General features: G+C 59.9%; 16 protein-coding genes and 1 pseudogene. 6 read left to right on the top strand and 11 right to left on the bottom strand.

What is annotated here, in order from left to right:
* Window positions 1-112 precede the first annotated feature (112 nt).
* Together FFH90_RS00575 and FFH90_RS00570 are read left to right on the top strand one after the other, a co-directional pair.
* Window positions 113-1,054: a response regulator gene (locus FFH90_RS00575; RefSeq protein ID WP_138866535.1), complete on the top strand. Its 942-nt coding sequence runs from the start codon at window positions 113-115 to the stop codon at window positions 1,052-1,054.
* 200 nt (window positions 1,055-1,254) lie between these two features.
* On the top strand, window positions 1,255-2,175 hold the full coding sequence (locus FFH90_RS00570) for a peptidoglycan DD-metalloendopeptidase family protein (RefSeq protein WP_018927394.1): 921 nt from the start codon (window positions 1,255-1,257) through the stop codon (window positions 2,173-2,175).
* A 66-nt stretch (window positions 2,176-2,241) separates the two neighbouring features.
* Here FFH90_RS00570 and FFH90_RS00565 read toward each other — a convergent pair whose 3' ends face one another.
* The 3 genes from FFH90_RS00565 to phoB all read right to left on the bottom strand — a co-directional run bounded on the left by FFH90_RS00565 (window position 2,242) and on the right by phoB (window position 5,757).
* Entirely contained in the window at window positions 2,242-3,582 is a 1,341-nt protein-coding gene (locus FFH90_RS00565; protein ID WP_018927395.1) for a hemolysin family protein, read from the bottom strand.
* Window positions 3,583-3,705: 123 nt separating this feature from the next.
* A complete protein-coding gene (gene phoR, locus FFH90_RS00560; RefSeq protein WP_018927396.1) occupies window positions 3,706-5,028 on the bottom strand; it encodes a phosphate regulon sensor histidine kinase PhoR in 1,323 nt (440 codons plus the stop codon).
* Between the two features lie 39 nt (window positions 5,029-5,067).
* Complete coding sequence (phoB, locus tag FFH90_RS00555) at window positions 5,068-5,757, bottom strand: phosphate regulon transcriptional regulator PhoB (RefSeq protein ID WP_007896474.1); 690 nt, start codon at window positions 5,755-5,757, stop codon at window positions 5,068-5,070.
* A 152-nt stretch (window positions 5,758-5,909) separates the two neighbouring features.
* Between phoB and FFH90_RS00550 the strand changes: the two genes are divergently transcribed.
* Window positions 5,910-6,293: a hypothetical protein gene (locus FFH90_RS00550; RefSeq protein ID WP_018927397.1), complete on the top strand. Its 384-nt coding sequence runs from the start codon at window positions 5,910-5,912 to the stop codon at window positions 6,291-6,293.
* Window positions 6,294-6,370: 77 nt separating this feature from the next.
* Here the strand turns inward: FFH90_RS00550 and ubiA are convergent, their stop codons facing one another.
* Window positions 6,371-7,261 carry a 4-hydroxybenzoate octaprenyltransferase gene (gene ubiA, locus FFH90_RS00545; RefSeq protein WP_018927398.1) on the bottom strand — a complete coding sequence of 297 codons (891 nt, stop codon included), beginning with the start codon at window positions 7,259-7,261 and terminating at the stop codon, window positions 6,371-6,373.
* Window positions 7,261-7,824: a chorismate lyase gene (locus FFH90_RS00540; RefSeq protein WP_138866534.1), complete on the bottom strand. Its 564-nt coding sequence runs from the start codon at window positions 7,822-7,824 to the stop codon at window positions 7,261-7,263. The genes ubiA and FFH90_RS00540 overlap by 1 nt, the downstream gene beginning before the upstream one ends.
* Before the next feature lie 200 nt (window positions 7,825-8,024).
* Here FFH90_RS00540 and FFH90_RS00535 point away from each other — a divergent pair, with 200 nt between their 5' ends.
* The 3 genes from FFH90_RS00535 to FFH90_RS00525 all read left to right on the top strand — a co-directional run bounded on the left by FFH90_RS00535 (window position 8,025) and on the right by FFH90_RS00525 (window position 9,827).
* Window positions 8,025-8,192 (top strand): rubredoxin, encoded by a 168-nt coding sequence (locus tag FFH90_RS00535; protein ID WP_007896465.1) that lies wholly within the window; start codon window positions 8,025-8,027, stop codon window positions 8,190-8,192.
* Window positions 8,193-8,210: 18 nt separating this feature from the next.
* Window positions 8,211-9,359: an NAD(P)/FAD-dependent oxidoreductase gene (locus FFH90_RS00530; RefSeq protein WP_138866533.1), complete on the top strand. Its 1,149-nt coding sequence runs from the start codon at window positions 8,211-8,213 to the stop codon at window positions 9,357-9,359.
* A gap of 192 nt (window positions 9,360-9,551) precedes the next feature.
* Window positions 9,552-9,827 carry an HU family DNA-binding protein gene (locus tag FFH90_RS00525; RefSeq protein ID WP_003213368.1) on the top strand — a complete coding sequence of 92 codons (276 nt, stop codon included), beginning with the start codon at window positions 9,552-9,554 and terminating at the stop codon, window positions 9,825-9,827.
* A 203-nt stretch (window positions 9,828-10,030) separates the two neighbouring features.
* Here the strand turns inward: FFH90_RS00525 and FFH90_RS00520 are convergent, their stop codons facing one another.
* The 6 genes and pseudogenes from FFH90_RS00520 to tssI all read right to left on the bottom strand — a co-directional run bounded on the left by FFH90_RS00520 (window position 10,031) and on the right by tssI (window position 20,326).
* Window positions 10,031-10,504: an SMI1/KNR4 family protein gene (locus FFH90_RS00520; RefSeq protein ID WP_138866532.1), complete on the bottom strand. Its 474-nt coding sequence runs from the start codon at window positions 10,502-10,504 to the stop codon at window positions 10,031-10,033.
* 12 nt (window positions 10,505-10,516) lie between these two features.
* A pseudogene (locus FFH90_RS00515) lies at window positions 10,517-12,388 on the bottom strand (RHS repeat-associated core domain-containing protein); the annotation flags it as partial.
* A gap of 20 nt (window positions 12,389-12,408) precedes the next feature.
* Window positions 12,409-13,557 carry an ankyrin repeat domain-containing protein gene (locus FFH90_RS00510; protein WP_105342408.1) on the bottom strand — a complete coding sequence of 383 codons (1,149 nt, stop codon included), beginning with the start codon at window positions 13,555-13,557 and terminating at the stop codon, window positions 12,409-12,411.
* Entirely contained in the window at window positions 13,550-17,923 is a 4,374-nt protein-coding gene (locus FFH90_RS00505; RefSeq protein ID WP_138866531.1) for an RHS repeat-associated core domain-containing protein, read from the bottom strand. The genes FFH90_RS00510 and FFH90_RS00505 overlap by 8 nt, the downstream gene beginning before the upstream one ends.
* A gap of 12 nt (window positions 17,924-17,935) precedes the next feature.
* Window positions 17,936-18,370: a DcrB-related protein gene (locus FFH90_RS00500; RefSeq protein ID WP_019650052.1), complete on the bottom strand. Its 435-nt coding sequence runs from the start codon at window positions 18,368-18,370 to the stop codon at window positions 17,936-17,938.
* Between the two features lie 18 nt (window positions 18,371-18,388).
* On the bottom strand, window positions 18,389-20,326 hold the full coding sequence (tssI, locus tag FFH90_RS00495) for a type VI secretion system tip protein TssI/VgrG (RefSeq protein WP_138866530.1): 1,938 nt from the start codon (window positions 20,324-20,326) through the stop codon (window positions 18,389-18,391).
* Window positions 20,327-20,346: the final 20 nt, after the last annotated feature.

The following is a 20,346-nucleotide window of genomic DNA, read 5'->3' as shown; positions in this document are numbered from 1 at the left end:
GCCGAATTGAAAAGCAGCACCCGCGAACGAAAAGTCCCGGCGTGACTGAAGAGTTTTGGCAAAGTGCCATCAGCCAGCGTTATGCTTGCCGGGATTTTTAAAGGGGTGTTGGATGAGCAAGATCAGTGTGTTGGTCGTGGACGATGCGTCGTTCATTCGTGACCTGGTAAAAAAGTGCCTGCGCAACTACTTCCCGGGGATCCGGACCGAAGATGCAGTCAACGGTAAAAAGGCCCAGGCCATGCTGGCCAAGGAAGCGTTCGACCTGGTTCTGTGCGACTGGGAAATGCCGGAAATGTCCGGTCTGGAGTTGCTGACCTGGTGCCGTGAGCAGGACAACCTCAAGACCATGCCGTTCGTGATGGTGACCAGCCGTGGCGATAAAGAAAACGTGGTCCAGGCGATCCAGGCCGGGGTTTCCGGCTACGTCAGCAAGCCATTCACCAACGAGCAGCTGTTGACCAAGGTCAAGCAGGCCCTGAACAAGGTCGGCAAGCTCGATACCTTGATGAACAGCGCGCCGACCAAAATGAACTCGGCGTTCGGCAACGATTCCCTGAGCGCATTGACCGGTGGCAAAGCGGCGGTAGTCGCACCCTCGGCTGCAGCGGTCAACCCGTTTGCCAAACCTGCCGCCGCGCCAGCCCCGGCTGCGGCGCCGTCTCGCGGCCTGCTCAACAATCCACCGGTCAAGGCGCCTGCCTCCGCATCAGCTGGCGGTCGTGGCCAAGGCCAACTGCGCCTGTCGAGCGGCACACAGCAATGCGTGATCAAGGCCTTGAGCATCAAGGAAGCGCTGCTGGTGGTGAAACGCACTGACACCTTGCCGCAAGTCCTCGACAACGCCGTACTCGACCTGGAGCAGGGCGACAATGCCGAAACTGCCCGTCTTAACGGCTACTTGCACGCCATCGTCGCCCACGAGCCGAAGCCGGACAGCGAGTGGCTGCAACTGACGTTCCGCTTTGTCGACCAGGATGCACAGAAGCTCGACTACATCTCCCGCCTGATCGCCCGTGGCACCGCGCAGAAGCACTTCGTACCGGGTGCGTAACGTGTACCGCTGATCGTTCCCACGCTCTGCGTGGGAATACCTCCCCGGACGCTCCACGTCCGCTTCGGATGGGACGCAGAGCGTCCCGTGCTGCATTCCCAGGCAGAGCGTGGGAATGATCATTTGAAACATCTGTCGACTACGCAGGTCCATTTCTGCTGCTAGGCTCCTTCCCAGGCCTACTCAACAGAATTTTGCCCATGCTCGCGCGCCTGCTGTTTTTCTGTGGTCTTTTCATGGCCTCCACCTCGGCTGTGGCCATGACGATCTATAAGTCCACTGATGCCAGTGGCGTGGTCTCTTACAGCGACCGCCCCACCAAAGGCGCGAAGGTGTTCGTTTTTCGCGACCGAATGGTCGAACACCTTGAGCGGCAGGTGTACCTCGACATCAAGCGGCTGAATGGCATGGACAGCGTGTTCGTGCGCAACGACCTGTATGCGCCGGTCGAGATCGAGCTGAGTTTCGACCGGTTGCAGAACGTCAGCGGTGCGCCGAGCCGACCGATCCGGCGGGTGATGCCGGCGCGCAGTAACCTTCGTCTGGCCCTGCTCACGCCGACGAAGGCTGGAAGGCCGATCGTGTATAACCCAAGGTTCGCATATTTCCTGGGCGACCCCTCAGGGGCTGCCATGGCCTATCGATATCCGTTGCCCTGGCGTGGCGGTCCGTTTCGGCTGACCCAGGGCCCCAATGGCCAATACAGCCACTACGGACCGAAGAACCGTTACGCGATGGATATCGCCATGCCCGAAGGCACGCCGATCATCGCGGCGCGCGGCGGGGTGGTGGTGAAAACCGAGAATGGCCAGACCGGGCGCGGCAACGATCCATCGGGCAATTTCGTGCGGGTGTTGCACGATGACGGGACCATGGGCGTGTACCTGCACCTCAAGAAAGGTTCAGTCTGCGTACGGGAAGGTCAGCGGGTAGTGGTGGGCAGTGCACTGGCGCTGTCGGGCAACACCGGCAACAGCAGCGGCCCGCACCTGCACTTCGTGGTGCAGCGCAATACCGGGTTGGGTCTGGTGTCCATTCCGTACCAGTTCAATCAACCGGTGGGGGCGTTGCCCAACTTTGCGTTGGGCAGTAGGAGCCGGCTTGCTGGCGATGAACGATAACGCGGTATAACAGAGACACCGCAGCGCTCCTGATCGCCAGCAAGCCGGCTCCTACAAGGGCGTGGCTCAGTCCAGCATCAACACCTTGGCCAATATGATCTTCGGCCCTTTCATCTTTTTGATGATGATCCGCAAACCTTCGACTTCCAGCACTTCTTCCTCTTCCGGCACCCGTTTCAGGGTTTCGTAGACCAGCCCGGCGAGGGTTTCGGCTTCGATGTGGTCCAGGTCGATGCCCAGCAGGCGTTCCACCTTGAACAGCGGCGTATCGCCCCGCACCAGCAGCTTGCCCGGCTGATACGCGAGGATCCCGCGTTCAGCCTTGCGGTGTTCGTCCTGAATGTCGCCCACCAGCACTTCCAGCACGTCTTCCATGGTCAGGTAGCCGATGATGTTGCCGTCGGCTTCCTCGACCAAGGCGAAGTGCGAGCCGCCCTTGCGGAACTGCTCCAGCAGTTGCGACAGCGGCATGTGCCGCGATACGCGCTCCAGTGGCCGGGTCAGTTCGGCGAGGTTGAACGACTCGGGAATGTGATCAAGGGCGGCCAGTTCCAGCAGCAGATCCTTGATGTGCAGCAGGCCGACGAACTCCTTGCGCTCGCTGTCGTACACCGGGTAGCGGCTGAACTTGTGGCGACGGAACAACGCCAGGATTTCCTTGAGCGGAGCGTTGAACTCAAGTGTGACCAGGTCTTCCCGGGAGTTGGCCCAGTCGACCACTTCCAGCTCGCCCATTTCCACCGCCGAGGCCAGTACGCGCATGCCTTGGTCGCTTGGGTCCTGGCCACGGCTGGAGTGCAGGATCAGTTTCAGTTCTTCGCGGCTGTAATGGTGCTCGTGGTGCGGGCCGGGCTCACCTTGCCCGGCGATGCGCAGGATCTGGTTGGCGCTGGCGTTGAGCAGGTAGATGGCCGGGTACATGGCCCAGTAGAACAAGTACAGCGGCACCGCCGTCCACAGCGACAGCAACTCGGGTTTGCGGATGGCCCAGGATTTTGGTGCCAGCTCACCGACCACGATGTGCAGGTACGAAATGATGAAGAACGCCGTGAAGAACGAAACCGCCTTGACCACTTCAGCGGAATCTACACCAACGGCACTCAGCACAGGCTCCAGGAGGTGCGCGAACGCCGGTTCGCCGACCCAGCCCAGACCCAGAGAAGCGAGGGTGATACCCAGTTGGCACGCTGACAGGTAAGCATCGAGCTGACTGTGTACGGTGCGCAGGATGTGCCCGCGCCAGCCGTGCTGTTCAGCGATGGCTTCGACCCGGGTCGAGCGCAGTTTGACCATGGCAAACTCTGCCGCAACGAAAAAGCCGTTGAGCAAAACCAGGATCAGAGCAAAAAGAATCATGCCGAAGTCGGCGAATATTGTTGCGAGGGTCAAGCCAGGGGAAGGGTCCATGATGGAGTTTTGCGGGTTCCGTGTATTCAAAAAAGGGGGAAATGCAGTGCCTGAAGGGCAGGCACAAGTCAGCCAATGTAGCGGCTGACTGATCGATTGCCTAGTGGCGAGTGCTAGTCGGTATCAGTCCGCGGCGCTGATCACGCGGGATTTGGTGACCTGGGCCGGCGCGAAATGGCAGGTAAACGTGCTGCCATGCCCCGGCACACTGCTGATTTCCATGCGTGCCCGGTGGCGCAGCAACACGTGCTTGACGATGGCCAGCCCCAGCCCGGTACCGCCGGTGTTGGAATTGCGGCTGGAATCGACGCGGTAGAAGCGTTCGGTCAGGCGCGGCAGGTGTTTGCTGTCGATGCCGATTCCCGAATCCTGCACGCTCAGGTGTGCACCTTGCTCGTCGCCCCACCAGCGAATGCGGATATTGCCCTCGGCCGGGGTGTATTTCACCGCGTTGAACACCAGATTGGAAAACGCACTGCGCAGTTCGGCTTCACTGCCCTTGAGCAGAATCGTCGGGTCGGCTTCCAGGGTGATGCGCTGATTTTTCTGACCCGACAGCTGTTGGGCGTCGCTCTTGATCGATTGCAGCAGGCTATCGATGGACACTGGTTGGTTGTCCGATGGGTAATCGGTGGCTTCCAGTTTGGCCAGCAGCAGCAAATCGTTAAGCAAGGTCTGCATGCGCCCGCCTTGCTGCTGCATTTGCTGCAGGGCACGGGTCCAGCGCGGATTCACGTCCTCGACGTTATCGAGCAGGGTTTCCAGGTAGCCGCAAATCACCGTCAGGGGTGTGCGCAGCTCGTGGGACACGTTGGCGATGAAGTCTTTGCGCATCTGCTCCAGCTGATGGATACGCGTCACGTCGCGCACCAGCATCAAGTGCTCGTTGTTGCCGTAGCGGGTGATGTACAGCTGAATGCGCAGGCGATCATTGATCGGCGACGGAATCTCCAATGGTTCGGCGTAGTTGTCCTGCTCGAAGTATTCCTTGAAACGCGGATGGCGCACCAGGTTGGTCACCGGCTGGCCGCTGTCCTGAGGAGTCTTGAGGCCGAGCAGGGTTTCGGCGGCGCGGTTCCACCACTCAAGGTTGCCGTCGCTGTCGAGCATGATCACTGCGTCTTTCAGCGCGGCAGTGGATTCCTGGACCCGGTCGATCACCGCTTGCAGGCGCCCGCGTACCCGTTGGTCGCGGCGTTGCAGGTGATAGATGCTGTCGAACACTTCGCCCCACAGGCCATAGCCGTCGGGCGGTGCTTCATCGGGTTGGTGCAGGCGCAGCCATTCGTGCAGGCGCAGCAGCTGTTTGAGGGTCCAGGCCAGGTAAACCCCCAGGCCCACGGCGAGACTCCAGCCGTAGTAGCCGGAAATCAGGCCGATCACCAGGCAGGCGGTGACCAGCAACAGCATGTGGCGAATCAGGGTGCCATGCCAGTTTTGGTTCACGGAAAATATGCGTCCTTGTCAGCGAGGCTGGCGGTCTGTTCAGGCCTTGGTGGAAAACCGGTAGCCGGTGCCGCGCACGGTTTGTACCAGATTTTCGTAGGCATCGCCGAGGGCTTTGCGCAGGCGACGGATGTGCACGTCGACAGTGCGCTCTTCGACGTAGACATTGCCGCCCCAGACCTGATCCAGCAACTGGCCGCGAGTGTAGGCGCGTTCCTGATGGGTCATGAAGAATTGCAGCAAGCGGTACTCGGTGGGGCCCATCTCGGCAGGTTTGCCGTCGATGGTCACGCGGTGGCTGATCGGGTCCAGCAGCAGGCCGCCGACTTCGATCGGCGCTTCGCCATCGGTCGGGCCGGCGCGACGCAGCACGGCTTTGAGGCGGGCCACCAGTTCGCGGGGGGAAAACGGTTTGGTGATGTAGTCGTCGGCGCCGACTTCCAGGCCCTGGATCTTGTTGTCCTCTTCGCCCTTGGCGGTGAGCATGATGATCGGGATATCCCCGGTCAGTTCGTCGCGCTTGAGCCGGCGGGCCAACTCGATGCCGGAAGTGCCGGGCAGCATCCAGTCGAGCAGAATCAGGTCCGGTTTGCGGTCGACGATAATGGCATGGGCCTGCTGGGAGTTCTCCGCCTCCAGGCAGTCATAGCCGGCCATTTCCAACGCAACGGCGATCATTTCGCGAATGGGCGCTTCGTCGTCGACGATCAGAATGCTCCTGCCAACCATGCCTTAATCCTCTTGTCATTTAACTGTCTTGCGCCGCATTAGATAACGGAATTATTGCAGTCGTGTGACAGTATTTTAGCCGGCCTGCGATTGTCGCGATCCTGAACTAAGCTCTAATTCCGAATCCTGACAACCACAAAAGGAAGGTTTCCATGAATCACATTGCTAAATCCTGGAAGGTCCTGCTGGTCACGGCTGCGTTAACGCTGCCGTCCCTGGCCTTTGCGGCAGAACCCGCCATGATGAAAGGCGGCATGATGGTCGATCAGAAGGGTATGACCTTGTATACCTTTGACAAGGACAAGGACGGCAAGTCGATGTGCATGGGTGAGTGTGCGAAGAACTGGCCGCCGATGATGGCTCCGATGGATGCCAAGCCCATGGGTGAATGGAAGCCGATCAAGCGTGACGACGGCACAATGCAATGGACTTACGACGGCAAGCCAATGTACACCTACAAAATGGACAGCAAGCCGGGAGACATGAAAGGCGACGGCATGATGAAAATGTGGCACGTGATTGGCGAACACAAGTAAGCGATTTGCCTGCCCTATAAACAGTCTGTAGCAGCTGGCGAAGCCTGAGTTCGGCAGCTGCTACAGATCAATCGCAGTCAACGTAACGCGTAATCCAGCACAATCCCCACAAAAATCGCCAACCCCGCCCAGTGGTTATGCAAAAACGCCTGGAAGCAACGCATCCGGTCTTTGCTGCGGGTGTACCAGAACTCCCACGCAAAGCAGCCTGCCGCCACCAGCAACCCAAGGTGGAACCAGCCACCGAGATGGAATTTCGAGCCAGCCAGCAACAGGCAGCCCAGCGCCAGGCCTTGCAAGGTCAGAATGATCACCCGGTCGGCATCGCCAAACAGGATCGCGGTGGATTTCACCCCGATCTTCAGGTCATCGTCGCGGTCGGTCATGGCGTAATAGGTGTCGTAGCCCACGGTCCACAGCAAGTTGGCGATCCACAGCAACCAGGCTGTCGCCGGCAACTCACCGGTCTCGGCAGTGAACGCCATCGGCATGCCCCAGGAGAACGCCGCGCCCAGCACCACTTGCGGGTAATAGGTGTAACGCTTCATGAACGGATACGTGAAGGCCAGGGCCAAACCGCCCAGCGACAGCCAGACCGTCGCCGCGTTGGTGCACAGCACCAGCAGGAAGCTCACACCCATCAGCACCGCGAAGAACACCAGGGCTTCTTTGGAGCTGATCTTGCCGCTCACCAGCGGCCGTTGCTCGGTGCGTTTCACATGGCCATCGACCTTGCGGTCCGCCCAATCGTTGATCACGCAACCGCCGGCACGGGTCAGTACCACGCCGAGCACGAAAATCACGATATTGGCCAGTGACGGCGAACCTTCACCGGCAATCCACAGAGCCCACAGCGTCGGCCACAGCAGCAGGTAAATGCCGATCGGCTTGTCCATGCGGGTCAGCTGAATGAAATCCCAGGCCCGAGGATTCACGCGGTTCAGAGACTTGAGCAGGTTCTGGTACATCAGCAGTTCTCCGGATGCGCGCGGGCGGCGCTCCACAGGGTCGGCAGGAAAACCTCGGCCACCAGCACGCTCAGGGCGCCACGGTCGAAACGCGAGCGCCGGCCCCACAGTTCAGGTGCTTGAGCCTCCACCGGCAACCAGGCTTGAGGATAGTGACAAACCTCGATGGCCCGGCGCTGAAACGCCCGATCGCAAAACAGCAGTTCGCCCAGGGAGCGGCTGCCCAGCTCATCCATGTGCAATCCGTCGCCTTGTAGCGCGCTACGCGCGGCTACGCTGCGGGCAAACACCCAGGCTTCACCGTGGCCGCGCAGATACACCTCGCGCACCCAGCCTTCGCTGCCTTCGGCCAACCCCAGTGCGGCACATTCGTCGGCGCGCAGCGATTGCCAGCCTTCGAACAGCGGCGTGACGCTGAAACCGTCATTCGACAAACGGGTCAGGCGTCGGGTCAGTGACCCTTCATCGAACAACCAATCGAGCGTAGACGTGTCGGGGCGGGGCATCAGTTGGCTTTGAGAAAGCCAGAGCGGCGTCGGGGAGGGGGCTTTTGAGTGCGGCACAGTGAGTCATTATTGGCAGCAAATGAGGCGGCGAGCTTACCATGTCAGGCGGCGAGTTTGATTGATCCGGCCTGCCGTTGCGCCGAACAGGCTTGCATCTGCCGGGCCCGATCAGTACAAAACGCCCTGAGCCGGACAGCAACGCTTCATCTATCGACCGTTCGCGCCGGCAAAAGCCTGAATCCCGAGGAAATACCTGAATGAAAAAGTGGCAATGTGTGGTCTGCGGCCTGATCTATAACGAAGCCGAAGGCTGGCCGGACGACGGTATTGCGGCGGGCACACCGTGGCAGGACGTGCCGGAAGACTGGCTGTGCCCGGACTGCGGCGTGGGCAAAATGGATTTTGAAATGATTGAAATCAACTAAGCATCCAAGGAGCTAGGAATGAACGCACCTGTCGTGATCGTCGGCACTGGGCTGGCTGGCTACAACCTGGCCCGGGAGTTTCGCAAACTCGATGGCGAAACCCCGCTGCTGTTGATTACCGCAGATGACGGACGCTCCTACTCCAAGCCGATGCTTTCCACCGGCTTTGGCAAGAATAAAGACGCCGATGGCCTGAGCATGGCCGAACCGGGCGCCATGGCCGAGCAATTAAAGGCCGAAGTGCGCACCCACACGCGCATCAGCGGCATCGATCCGGGCCACAAACGCCTGTGGATTGGCGAAGAATCAGTGATCTACCGTGACCTGATCCTGGCCTGGGGCGCGGAAACCGTGCGGGTGCCGATCGAAGGCGACGCGGCCGATGCCGTTTTCCCGATCAACGACCTTGAAGACTACGCACGTTTTCGCGCAGCCGCGGCCGGCAAGTGTCGGGTGTTGCTGCTGGGCGCCGGTTTGATCGGCTGTGAATTCGCCAATGACCTGATTCTCGGTGGCTACGAAGTGCAACTGGTTGCGCCCTGCGAACAAGTCATGCCGACCTTGCTCCACCCGGCGGCGGCTGCTGCGGTCCAGGCCGGCCTGGAAAGCCTGGGCGCGCGCTTCCACCTCGGGCCGGTGCTCAATCGCTTGCAGCGAGTGGCGGACGGCCTGGAAGCGCATCTGTCTGACGGCCAGGTCATCCCTTGCGACGTAGTGGTGTCAGCCATCGGTCTGCGTCCGCGCATCGACCTGGCGGCCGCTGCCGGGGTGCAGGTCAATCGTGGCGTGGTGGTTGACCGTCACCTGAAAACCTCTCACGCCAACATCTACGCCCTGGGCGATTGCGCCGAGGTCGATGGGCTGAATCTGTTGTACGTCATGCCCCTCATGAGCTGTGCGAGAGCGCTGGCCCAGACCCTCGCCGGAAACCCTACGGCGGTGAGTTACGGCCCGATGCCGATCACCGTGAAAACCCCGGTCTGCCCATTGGTGGTTTCGCCGCCGCCACGGGGCGCGGAGGGCGTCTGGACGGTCGAAGGGCAGGGCGCGGACATCAAGGTGCTGTGCCGCGACAGCGCCGGCAAATTGCTGGGCTATGCCCTGACCGGCGCGGCGGTGATGGAAAAACTCGCCCTGAACAAAGAACTTCCGGCCCTGTTGGCGTAAATGCCGGTCGTTCTGTCGGAATCACCCCGTTTTTGCCCCCACAAAGGTCGCGGGGAGACTGGCGCCGCTCTTGCGCGCATGCCATCCTCATTCCCGTCTGCCGCAGAGTAGAGCACCTGCGGCGCCTTGGGCGCTGTTCCAACGAGAACAGCACGGACATAACAACAAAAAACCGTCAAAGGGGCTTCACTCATGCGTAAACCAGAACTCGCCGCTGCCATCGCGGAAAAAGCAGATCTCACCAAAGAACAGGCCAATCGCGTTCTCAACGCCGTTCTCGAAGAAATCACCGGCGCTCTGCATCGCAAGGATAGCGTCACGCTGGTGGGCTTCGGCACCTTCCTGCAACGCCATCGCGGTGCCCGCACCGGCAAAAACCCGCAAACCGGTGAGCCGGTAAAAATCAAGGCCAGCAACACTGTTGCGTTCAAGCCAGGCAAGTCGTTGAAAGACAGCGTTAATCCGTAACACGCACCGACTTCCCGCACAGCGGGCGAGCGGGATAAAAAATGGGCACGCCAACGAGGTTGGGTGCCCATTTTTTCTGTCTGGCGGATCAGCCGACTCGGCTTTGTTTCCTTGCGAGAATCGCTGCTATTTCCGGCTCATTCAGGTGATCCAGCGCGCGCTCTACCAACAAATGCACCCCGTCGGCCAGGCTGCTGAGCGCCTCATTCCTCGTCCAAATCTTCCTCATCGATCAGTCCTTGAACGAAACGGAGGAAGTTCGAGCAAATAGGCTTCTCGGATTCAGCCTGGTTCTCTTCCGGGCTAAGGTCACTATCAAACGTGTCAGTCGTGAAATAACTGATGGCTCCCGAATCAAGGTTCAAGCAAAAGAAATTGCCGCCCAGGTCGTCTGCGAAAGGAAGGAGATGTGCAGGAAGAACTTGTTTCTTCAGCATCAACTGATAGGTGGACAGCAGCGTGGGTTCACCATAGGTAATCGGCCTGAAAGAGGCGACTTCGATGGGGTCGAAAAAGTCTTCGCTGACCCAATAAGCTCGTTCCGGCATGCCGCCGTTGTACTTGAGGTAATGGTTTCGAAAGGGAGCCGGTAGCTTCTTGCCGATGACGGACTCCAGCTGGTCCAGATTCGCTGGGGTAATGGCCTTTTCGTAATCTGAGAATTTGTTTTCAAGCATTGAAATCTCCAATCATGAGCAGCGCCCAGGTTTGACTTTGGTGTTGGGAATCTTGTTGGCGAGCCAGCCTTTCTTAGACGCTGCTAGGACTGATTCGCTGCTGTCGTAATTAACTTTGAAATGTTTCTCATATTGCGCAACTGAGCCGCCATGGGGATAGGTGGCTTCGTGGGCAGATTTCCTGACAAGCTGCATCGTTGTGTTACCCGTTTTAGGGTCGAAGTCATCAACGTGGTGCCAGGTATAGTCCTTCTTGGCACTCCTTGGAATACCGGCTTCTTTATAGGCTTGAGTAAAGTCACGCGACCTGGAGCCTTGCATCTTGATAGTCACGATATTTTTTTGTGCGCCTTTAATCGGATACAAATCACTGCTTCCCGTGAAATCTACCCCGGCATACGCCCAGCCCCATGGATCCGCCCAACCGATAGGGTTCGGAGCGTATTGGTAAAGATTGAGCCCACCTTCCAACCCAATCGGATCCGGCGTAGTAAACCGCCCCACATCCGGATCATAAAACCTGAACGTATTGAAATGCAGCCCCGTCTCCCGGTCCAGGTACTGCCCCTGAAACCGCAGATTCTGCTCTTCAATGTAATACGGCTCGCGCACCTCTTCTAACGTGTTGCCCCACACCCGATAACTCGCCTGCCAGACGTTGTGGCCGTCCGCCTCGGTGAGCTGTTCCGGCAGGCCGTTCAGGTCGTTGTGGTAGTAGCGGATTTTTTGCAGCGGGCCGGTGCCGTCGACGCGGGCCAGGGGTTCGTAACCTTCGTCTTCGTAGAGGTAGAGGCTGGTCTGTTGATGGCGATGTTCCTGCAACAGGCGCAGGCCGTCCCAGGTGAAGCGGGTTTCTCCCAGTGGATAACCCTTGCTGTCGTGTTCGGTCTTGGCGATGCGCCGGCCCAGCGGGTCGTAGGTCATCCTGACCACGCTGCCGTTTGCGTTGCGCACTTCGATCAAGCGGCTTTCGGCGTCATAGGCAAAGCGCTGCAGACCCCGTTGAGCGCTGCGTTTTTCGATCATCCGGCCAAACGCGTCATAGCGATAACGCTTGTCCTGATAGGTCAGCAGTTTGTTGTGCACCACCAGCCCGGCGCCGGGTTGCGGGCCGTCCAGCAGGTTGGCGGCGGCGTCGTAGGCGAAGGTTTCGCGCTGGCCGTGCAGGCTGTCCTGGCTGGCGATGATGCGGCCAGTGGCGTCGTAGTGCAGCAGTTGGCGGTGTTGCGTGGTGGGTTGCTGGTCGAGTTTGCCGATCAGGTTGTCGGCGGGGTCGTACTCGAAGTGCTTTTGTACCGCTGCCGGCATCAGCGATGGCTGGCTGGTGTGTCGGCGTTGGCGTGAGCGTAAACGCCCGCTGCGGTCGTATTCGCTACGAGTGCTGATCTGGCCTTGGGTGCGCAGCACTTCGCGGTGCAGGCGGTCGCGTTCGAAGTCGCTGATGACCTGGCCGTCGAGGTTGATCTGGTGCAGGTGGCCGCTGCCGTAGTACAGGCGATTGAGCCAGCGGCCGTCGGGCAGTTGGGTCTGGATCAGGTTGCCGAGTTCGTCGTAGTGGTGGTGCAGGTTGCCGGCCGCGCTTTGTTCTTCGAGCAACTGGCCGAGGGCGTCGTAGGCGAAGCTCAGGGTTTGTGCGTTGCCCTGGTGGTCGGTGAAGGTGACGGCGGTGAGCTGGTCCAGTGGGTCGTAGGTGTAGTCGGTGCGGCCATCGTCGGTGACTTTGGCGATCAGCCGGCCGACGGCGTCGCGTTCCAGTCGATGAACGATGGGGGCCGGAGGTGTTTCGGGGACGACGGCCAGGCCGTTACCGTAAGGTGCCGGCACAGCCGTGACCGCCGCGACGTTATCCAGCAGGTCATAGGTGTAGCGCTTGGCGCTGTCTTCAGATCCTGTTGAGAGTGTCGTCAATTTTGCAGAGGTGAAGTCAGAGCGACGCTCTTCCAGCTTGCCTTACGTTTTTTCTCCAAGACCGAGGCTAGGGCATCGCCTTCAGGGGGGCCCTTTTTTGTCAGCTTTAGAGGAGTCAGAACGTAGAGTTTTACCGAATCCTCATGATCTTCAATTTCTGCATCGCCAGTAGTGTTCCAAATTTTATCCACGACAATGAGCGCCTCAATATCCGCTGGCCAGCCCAGCTGACTAAAGGCTTTATCCGTTCGTAAAATCACCTGACCCTCGGTTAAAGGCGAGTCTTTGAGGGTTTTTTCAGACAATACAGTCAGTACCGCATGAGGGAACATCCAAGGGCTATCGAAGGCAAAGCCTTTTTTGGGTAGGCGCCAGCTTCCGGGAAGACAGATAAAAAGTTCTGTGCGTGGTTTTTCAACAAAAAGACCGACTGTAAATAAGAGTTTAAAGTCGTTTTTGTTCGCGATGCAGCTTACTCTGAAATTTACTTCCAATGATCCGGATTGAGGGATTAGTTCTTTAGGTAATACCCAGCCAGCGGTCCTACACACAAAATCGATAATCCCTGCACCAGGCAGAGTTTCTTCATCTGGCGCCTTTTCAACGGCCGAGATAGCGCCTTGTGCTTTCAAGCAGTTGAAAATTTCAGGGAAGCTCCAGCTCTGAGCTAAATCGAGGGCCGTTCGATTGAGCTTGGCATGTAATCTATTGACGTCCGGATGGTACTTGAGCAGCAATTCGACTGTTTCTTTTTGCCCGAAAGTGACGGCGGTTATCAGCGGAGATGCAACCGAGAGAGGAGAGCCATTAACATCAGCTCCTGCCTCCAGAAGCCAGCGTACTGTTTCTAAATGCCCATTTTTTGCGGCCAGTGCAAGCGCCGTAGTATTGCCTGAGCCAGCAGTGGGTTGGTCGAGGTCAATGCCCAAATCAACTAGCAATGCACACACCGCAACCTGGTTTCTCTCTGCGGCATGATGCAGAAGTCCTGGATAGCTCAAAAGATCATAACGAGGGGGGGCCAGCAGCTCTGGATGAGCGTCTAGCTGGGCACGTAAAAACTCAACATTCCCCGTCTCTATATGAGCATAAAGTTCTCGGACAAGAGGGGCATTTGTTCCGTATGTTTTTTCCAGGCTAGTCATCTAAAAATTCACCATTTCTCATTTTCTCGCCCATTGCATTCAGCGCCTCAATCACTTTGTTTTTTCCGCCTTTTCGGGCCTCTGCGAGTGTTCGTGACACTTTGCGAGCGCTAGCGATTGTGTGGTTCCCACTACCATTGGGGGCCCATACGAAGTTGTGAGGGCTGTCATTCAAGCCGATACCAAATCTCTTTAGAACACCCTGAGCATGGGCCACATATCGGCGATTGCTGTCTGTCCAATTTTTGGGCGCCTTTTCGCGCACAATATGATGGCGATGCGGGGCAGTCATGACGTCAGCAGTGGGTTTTTTCCCCATTGCTTTTTTATCTGCCTTAGACAGTCTGCATGTTTCCCAGCCCAACGGATCGGTCCATCCGATGGGGTTTGGCGAGTACTGATAAAGATTTAGTCCCCCAGCCAACCCAATCGGATCCGGCGTAGTAAACCGCCCCACATCCGGATCATAAAACCTGAACGTATTGAAATGCAGCCCCGTCTCCCGGTCCAGGTACTGCCCCTGAAACCGCAGATTCTGCTCTTCAATGTAATACGGCTCGCGCACCTCTTCTAACGTGTTGCCCCACACCCGATAACTCGCCTGCCAGACGTTGTGGCCGTCCGCCTCGGTGAGCTGTTCCGGCAGGCCGTTCAGGTCGTTGTGGTAGTAGCGGATTTTTTGCAGCGGGCCGGTGCCGTCGACGCGGGCCAGGGGTTCGTAACCTTCGTCTTCGTAGAGGTAGAGGCTGGTCTGTTGATGGCGATGTTCCTGCAACAGGCGCAGGCCGTCCCAGGTGAAGCGGGTTTCTCCCAGTGGATAACCCTTGCTGTCGTGTTCGGTCTTGGCGATGCGCCGGCCCAGCGGGTCGTAGGTCATCCTGACCACGCTGCCGTTTGCGTTGCGCACTTCGATCAAGCGGCTTTCGGCGTCATAGGCAAAGCGCTGCAGACCCCGTTGAGCGCTGCGTTTTTCGATCATCCGGCCAAACGCGTCATAGCGATAACGCTTGTCCTGATAGGTCAGCAGTTTGTTGTGCACCACCAGCCCGGCGCCGGGTTGCGGGCCGTCCAGCAGGTTGGCGGCGGCGTCGTAGGCGAAGGTTTCGCGCTGGCCGTGCAGGCTGTCCTGGCTGGCGATGATGCGGCCAGTGGCGTCGTAGTGCAGCAGTTGGCGGTGTTGCGTGGTGGGTTGCTGGTCGAGTTTGCCGATCAGGTTGTCGGCGGGGTCGTACTCGAAGTGCTTTTGTACCGCTGCCGGCATCAGCGATGGCTGACTGCTGTGACGGCGTTGGCGTGAGCGTAAACGCCCGCTGCGGTCGTATTCGCTGCGGGTGCTGATCTGGCCCTGGGTGCGCAGCACTTCGCGGTGCAGGCGGTCGCGTTCGAAGTCGCTGATGACCTGGCCGTCGAGGTTGATCTGGTGCAGGTGGCCGCTGCCGTAGTACAGGCGATTGAGCCAGCGGCCGTCGGGCAGTTGGGTCTGGATCAGGTTGCCGAGTTCGTCGTAGTGGTAGTGCAGGTTGCCGGCCGCGCTGTGTTCTTCGAGCAACTGGCCGAGGGCGTCGTAGGCGAAGCTCAGGGTTTGTGCGTTGCCCTGGTGGTCGGTGAAGGTGACGGCGGTGAGCTGGTCCAGTGGGTCGTAGGAGTAGTCGGTGCGGCCATCGTCGGTGATTTTGGCGATCAGCCGGCCGACGGCGTCGCGTTCCAGTCGGTGAACGATGGGAGCGGGGGGCGACTCGGGGACGACGGCCAGACCGTTGCCGTAGGGCGCCGGAACAGCCGTGACCGCCGCGACGTTATCCAGCAGGTCATAGGTGTAGCGCTTGGCACTGCCATCCAGATCCTGTTGTTCTGTCAGCCGATCCCCTGCATCCCAGGCGAAGCGATAACTTTCGCCATTCTCATTGGTCAGCGCTTGCAGCCGCCCATAGCGGTCGTACCCAAACTGCACCTGCCGGCCATGGGCGTCGGTACGCTGACGCACCTGGCCGCGGCGGTTGTGTTGATACAGGGTGGTGTGCCCGGCGGGGTCGGTATAACCGGTCAACTGGCCACTGACGTCGCGCTGATACTGCTCGGTGCGGCCGTCCGGCAATTGGCTGCTGAGCAACCGTCCCTGGGCGTCGTAACTGAATTGGGTGCGTTCGCCGAGGGCATCGGTGATCGTTTGCAGATAGCCCCGGTTGTCATAGCTGAACCGCGTCGGGTAACCCGAACAATCGATGTGTTCGACCAGTTGGCCGAACGGGTTCCAGCGCAGCCTTTTGCTTTTGCCGGTGGCGTCGATGATCTCGACGACCTGGCCTTGGGTGTCGTAGCGGTATCGCGTTACATGGCCCAGCGGATCGGTTTCGGCGATGCAGTTGCCGCGCTGATCGTAGCGATATTGCCAACTGTTGCCCGCGGTATCGGTTTCCACCAGCGGCAAGGCCCAGTGCTCGAGCCATAGGGTCGATTCACTGCGGCCCAGCGGGTCGGTTTCGCCGATCAGGTTGCCGGCGTCGTCGTAGCTGTATTCATAGCGCCCGCCCAGCGGGTCGGTGGCACTGAGCAATTGACGTTCGTCGTTCCACTCGAACTGCCAGGTCTGGCCGAGGTTGTCGGTGTATTCGGTGATCTGGTGCTGGGTGTTCCAGCGTCGTGTGCTGATGCGCTGTGAGCCGTCGGTGATGCGCGTGACACCGGCCTTCAGGTCATAGTCGAACTGGTAAGTGTCGCCTTCGTCGGTCCAGTGCCGGACCACGCGCCATTCAAGGTCTTCGATCAAGGCCCATTCATAGAAACAACGCAGCCCCGTGGGCAACTGATGCTCGACCATCCGCCGCCCGGCGTCGTAGGCGAAGCGCCGTTGCACCTGGCCGGTGGCGTCGCGCACTTCGGCCAGGTTGCCGGCTGCGTCATAGCCGTAACTGACGAGTACTTCGCGGTGCTGGTCGGGATACACGCGTTCCACTCGAGCCACGCGGTCGCGCTCCCGAATCAATTCGACCTGCACCAGATCGAAGGTGTCCCGTAGGCGCGCCAACTGTCCGGCGTCGTCATAGTCGAGGTGGATGCGGTTGTCATTGCGGTCGCCGAGCTGGTTCAGGCGCAACAACGACGGATTACCGGGTGTACCGTCGAACAGCCGATACAACCCGTCATCGCTTTCAATCAACAATTCCCCATTGCGATGCCGCCGAACACTCAGCCCTTCACCCGCGCTGAACACCGCACCGCCCAAGGGGATCGACCCCATATCGATGCGCCGGCCCTGTTCATCGGTGTACACCAGCGTTTCCCCGCCCTCCGGGTGAGGCAGGATTTCAACCCGCACCTCGTAGGACACGCTCCAACCCGCGCCGAACAAGCTGTCGCGGCGTTCGTCGCGGCTGTTGTAGAAGCGCTGCCAATCGATCGGCAAGATGCCCGGCAGCACGAAATCCAGCTCTTCGTCCCCACCCAGCACCTTGGCCCCGGTCGCAGCATGCACCGGGTTCGACGAACCCATGGCGGCGTTGGCCATGGCGCCCATGGCGCTGCTGACAGCCATCGACGCCGCGCCGCCGATCAGCATGCACGGCAATTTGCTGAAGAACTTGCCCTTGCCGCCCTTGAGCATCAGCAACGCGGTGACCGCCAGCCCCACGCCCGGGGTCTTGCCGCTGCGGATCTCGCGCACTACCACCGAACCGCCACCAATGGTCACGTTCGATGAGATCAGCCCGGACGATACGACCTTGGCGTCGCAGGTGGTACGGTCGCCGCTGCGCACGGCCGGTTGGCCATTGATGGTGACTTTGTCCGAGCCCTCGGCCAGAAACTGCGGCGGCATCGGCGGATGCTTCATGCAGGTGACCAGGTCCAGCGGCTTGGGCACTGCGCCGGGCGCCGGGGTGGCGACGGTGGGGCGCCACATCTGGGAGAAGAAGCTCTCGGCCATGTCCAGATAGCTGGGCTCGGCTTCCGGCTCGGGTGTCTCCAGCTCGGTGCCGGCCGGCGCGACATGGGACGGAATCGCCCCGGCGGCCCGGGCGGCGGGAATGTTGTTGGTCAGGGTGTTGGTGGAGCCGGTGAGAATCGTTGCCTGCACCGTGGGCGGGAACAGCGCATTGCTGAAGCTCTCGCACAGGTTGCTCAGGCCCTTGTCGGCCCCGGTCTTGCTCATGGCAAGGCCGACGATGGTGCCCACCACCGCGCCGAGCAGGAAGCAGCCGAGGCCGCCGGTGGCGACGGTGATGCCCGTGGCCGCCACCACGGCAGCCGTCGCCAGCGCGGTGATCGCGATGTTGGCCGCCACCTCCAGCACGCCGCCGAGGATGTCGGCCATCATCGAGGTGTGGTCGAGGGCATCGCCCAGCCGGGCGGCCCAGAGTGCGTCAGACATGCAGGGTGCTCATCAGGCCGGAACGTCGAACAGCAACGAACTCTTGATGGTTGCCCAATGCGCGGCTTCGGCATCGCCGAGTTTTTCCGCCTTCACGTAGCTCAGGGCGAGCATTTTGCGGGTGCCGGGCAATACCAGCGCCAACTGATATTGGAAGACTTTGTCGTTGCCCTTGTTGAACTGGCTGCGCAACTCGATGCCTTCGACCTCCTGGCTGGCGCCCAGGCGCACGGCGACGCCCGGCTGAAAACGCAAGTCCTGCACTTGTTTTTCCAGGCGCTTGAGCTGGTCGTCGAAGTTGCTTTGCAGGGTTTCGCCCTCGGCCAGCAAGCTGCGGCTGACAATCAGCGAGGTGCCCAGTTCGGGGAACTTGAGGATGTTGATCGTCGCGTCTTGCAGCTCGCTTGCCGGCAGCTGGAACTGGAACTCATTGATGCGGTAAGTCATGGCGCTTGAATCTCGTGGTTAGCCCTTGGGCTTGGGGAATGCGGCATTGATATTGGCGTCGATGCTGGCCTTGACGCCCTGGCCGTCAGGCGTGGCGCCAGGGCCGCCGCCGTTGTTCAGGTGCAGCACGCCGCCGGTGTTGATCTCGGCGTCACCGCTGGCATAGAAGCTGATTTGCACGCCGGTCAGGTTGATCTGGCCGCTGGCATTGAGCTCCAGGATGCTTTCGCCGCACACCAGCCGCAGGTTTTCGCCCACTTCGATGACGTAGCTCTGGCTGATGCTGTCGGTCTTGCGCTGGCCCACCGACAGAATGTCTTCCTGCTTGACGATGCGCAGCCGGTTGTTGCCGATGGTCACCGTCTCGTTATGCCCGATGCTTTTGTTGCGGTCGTGACCCACCGAGTGGCTTTCATCCACCTCGACCACGATGTCCTGATTGCGCTCGGCATGGATGTACAACTGCTCGGCGCCTTTTTTGTCTTCCATGCGGATTTCGTTGAAATTGGCCGGCGAGCCGCCCTTGCTCGAACGGCTTTTCATGCCGCTCTGGGTAGCGTTTTCCGGCAAGTCGTAGGGCACGGTCTGTTCGGCGTTGTAGACGCGGCCGGTGATGATCGGCCGATCCGGGTCGCCTTCGAGGAAGCTGACGATGACTTCCTGGCCGATTCGTGGGATCTGCATCGAGCCCCAGTTTTTTCCGGCCCAGGATTGCGACACGCGAATCCAGCATGAACTGTTTTCGTTGGATTGGTCGTGACGGTCCCAGTAGAAGTGCACCTTCACCCGGCCGAACTGGTCGGTCCAGATTTCCTCGCCCTTGGGGCCCACCACCAGTGCGGTCTGCGGGCCTTTGACGATGGGGCGGTGGGTGTTGGGCAGCGGGCGATAGCTTTGTTGTGCGTCGATGCAGGTCAGGCTGCTTTCGAACTGTGCCGAAGCCACGCCACCGCTGGTTTCCAGGCTTTCCTGGTCAATGTGGTAGCGGGCGCCGACGATCAGGTATTCGCGGTTCTGGTCCTGGCGGCTGAAGCCGGTGAGGCTGAACAAATGACCCGACCCCAGGCCTCGGGCGTTGCCGGCCAGCTCGACCTGTTCGTGCAGGGTCTGCAAGGCTTCGATGCGGGTACGTGCGTAGTGTTCGCCGTCTTCGCTTTGCACATAGGTGCCGGGGTAGTCGTACAGCGGATAATCGCCGGCGGTGTGCGGACGGGGCATGGCCGAGCGAACGTCAATCCGCGCGCCAGGGCGCTGGAAGTCATAGTCGTTGAGTTCCAGCGAGCCCGGCTGGATTTGCTGGGCCAGGTGCCAATCGTAGATGTGATCGCGTTCGCGTTGCTGTTCATTCTTGGGGTAGTAGGGCACCGAGGCATAGCCGGGCACGTTGGCATGGGCGCCGTAGGCATCGGCCAGCACCAGCACATGACGACCCTGTTCATGGCGGAAGAAGTAGTAGATTCCTTCCTGTTCCATCAGGCGGCTGACGAAGTCGAAGCTGGTTTCGCGATACTGCACGCAGTATTCCCACTCGCGATAGGGCCGGCTCAGGGCATCTTCGAAATCCGAGAAACCCAGGTCACGAAACACCTGCTTGATGATCTGCGGGATGGTCAGGTTCTGGAAAATCCGGCAATCGGAGGTGCGGGTCAACAGCCATAGCCAGGGCCGCAGCGTGACCTGGTAACTGGCGAACTGGCCCTGGTCGACGTTCTGGCTGCAACGGGCAACGATGCCATGGAAATGACGCTCGCCACCGCCGTCCAGTTGCAGGCTCAGGCACATGGGTTTGCCGAGCAACTGGTTGAGGTCGATGGCGTTGTCCAGCGAGTGCAGCTGCAACTCATAGTTGAACAGCCGCCCCAATTCTTCGTCTCCGCCCATGTCCTTGAGCAACAGCACATCCGGCCCCAGGGGGCTGGTGATCTTTGCCAGGCGTGAGAGTTGCTTGAATAGCATCAGTTATCCCTTGTCACTGC

Origin of the sequence: Pseudomonas sp. ATCC 43928, from assembly GCF_005938665.2 — a bacterium.
Lineage (GTDB): Bacteria > Pseudomonadota > Gammaproteobacteria > Pseudomonadales > Pseudomonadaceae > Aquipseudomonas.
This window is presented reverse-complemented; position numbering and strand designations above follow the sequence as displayed.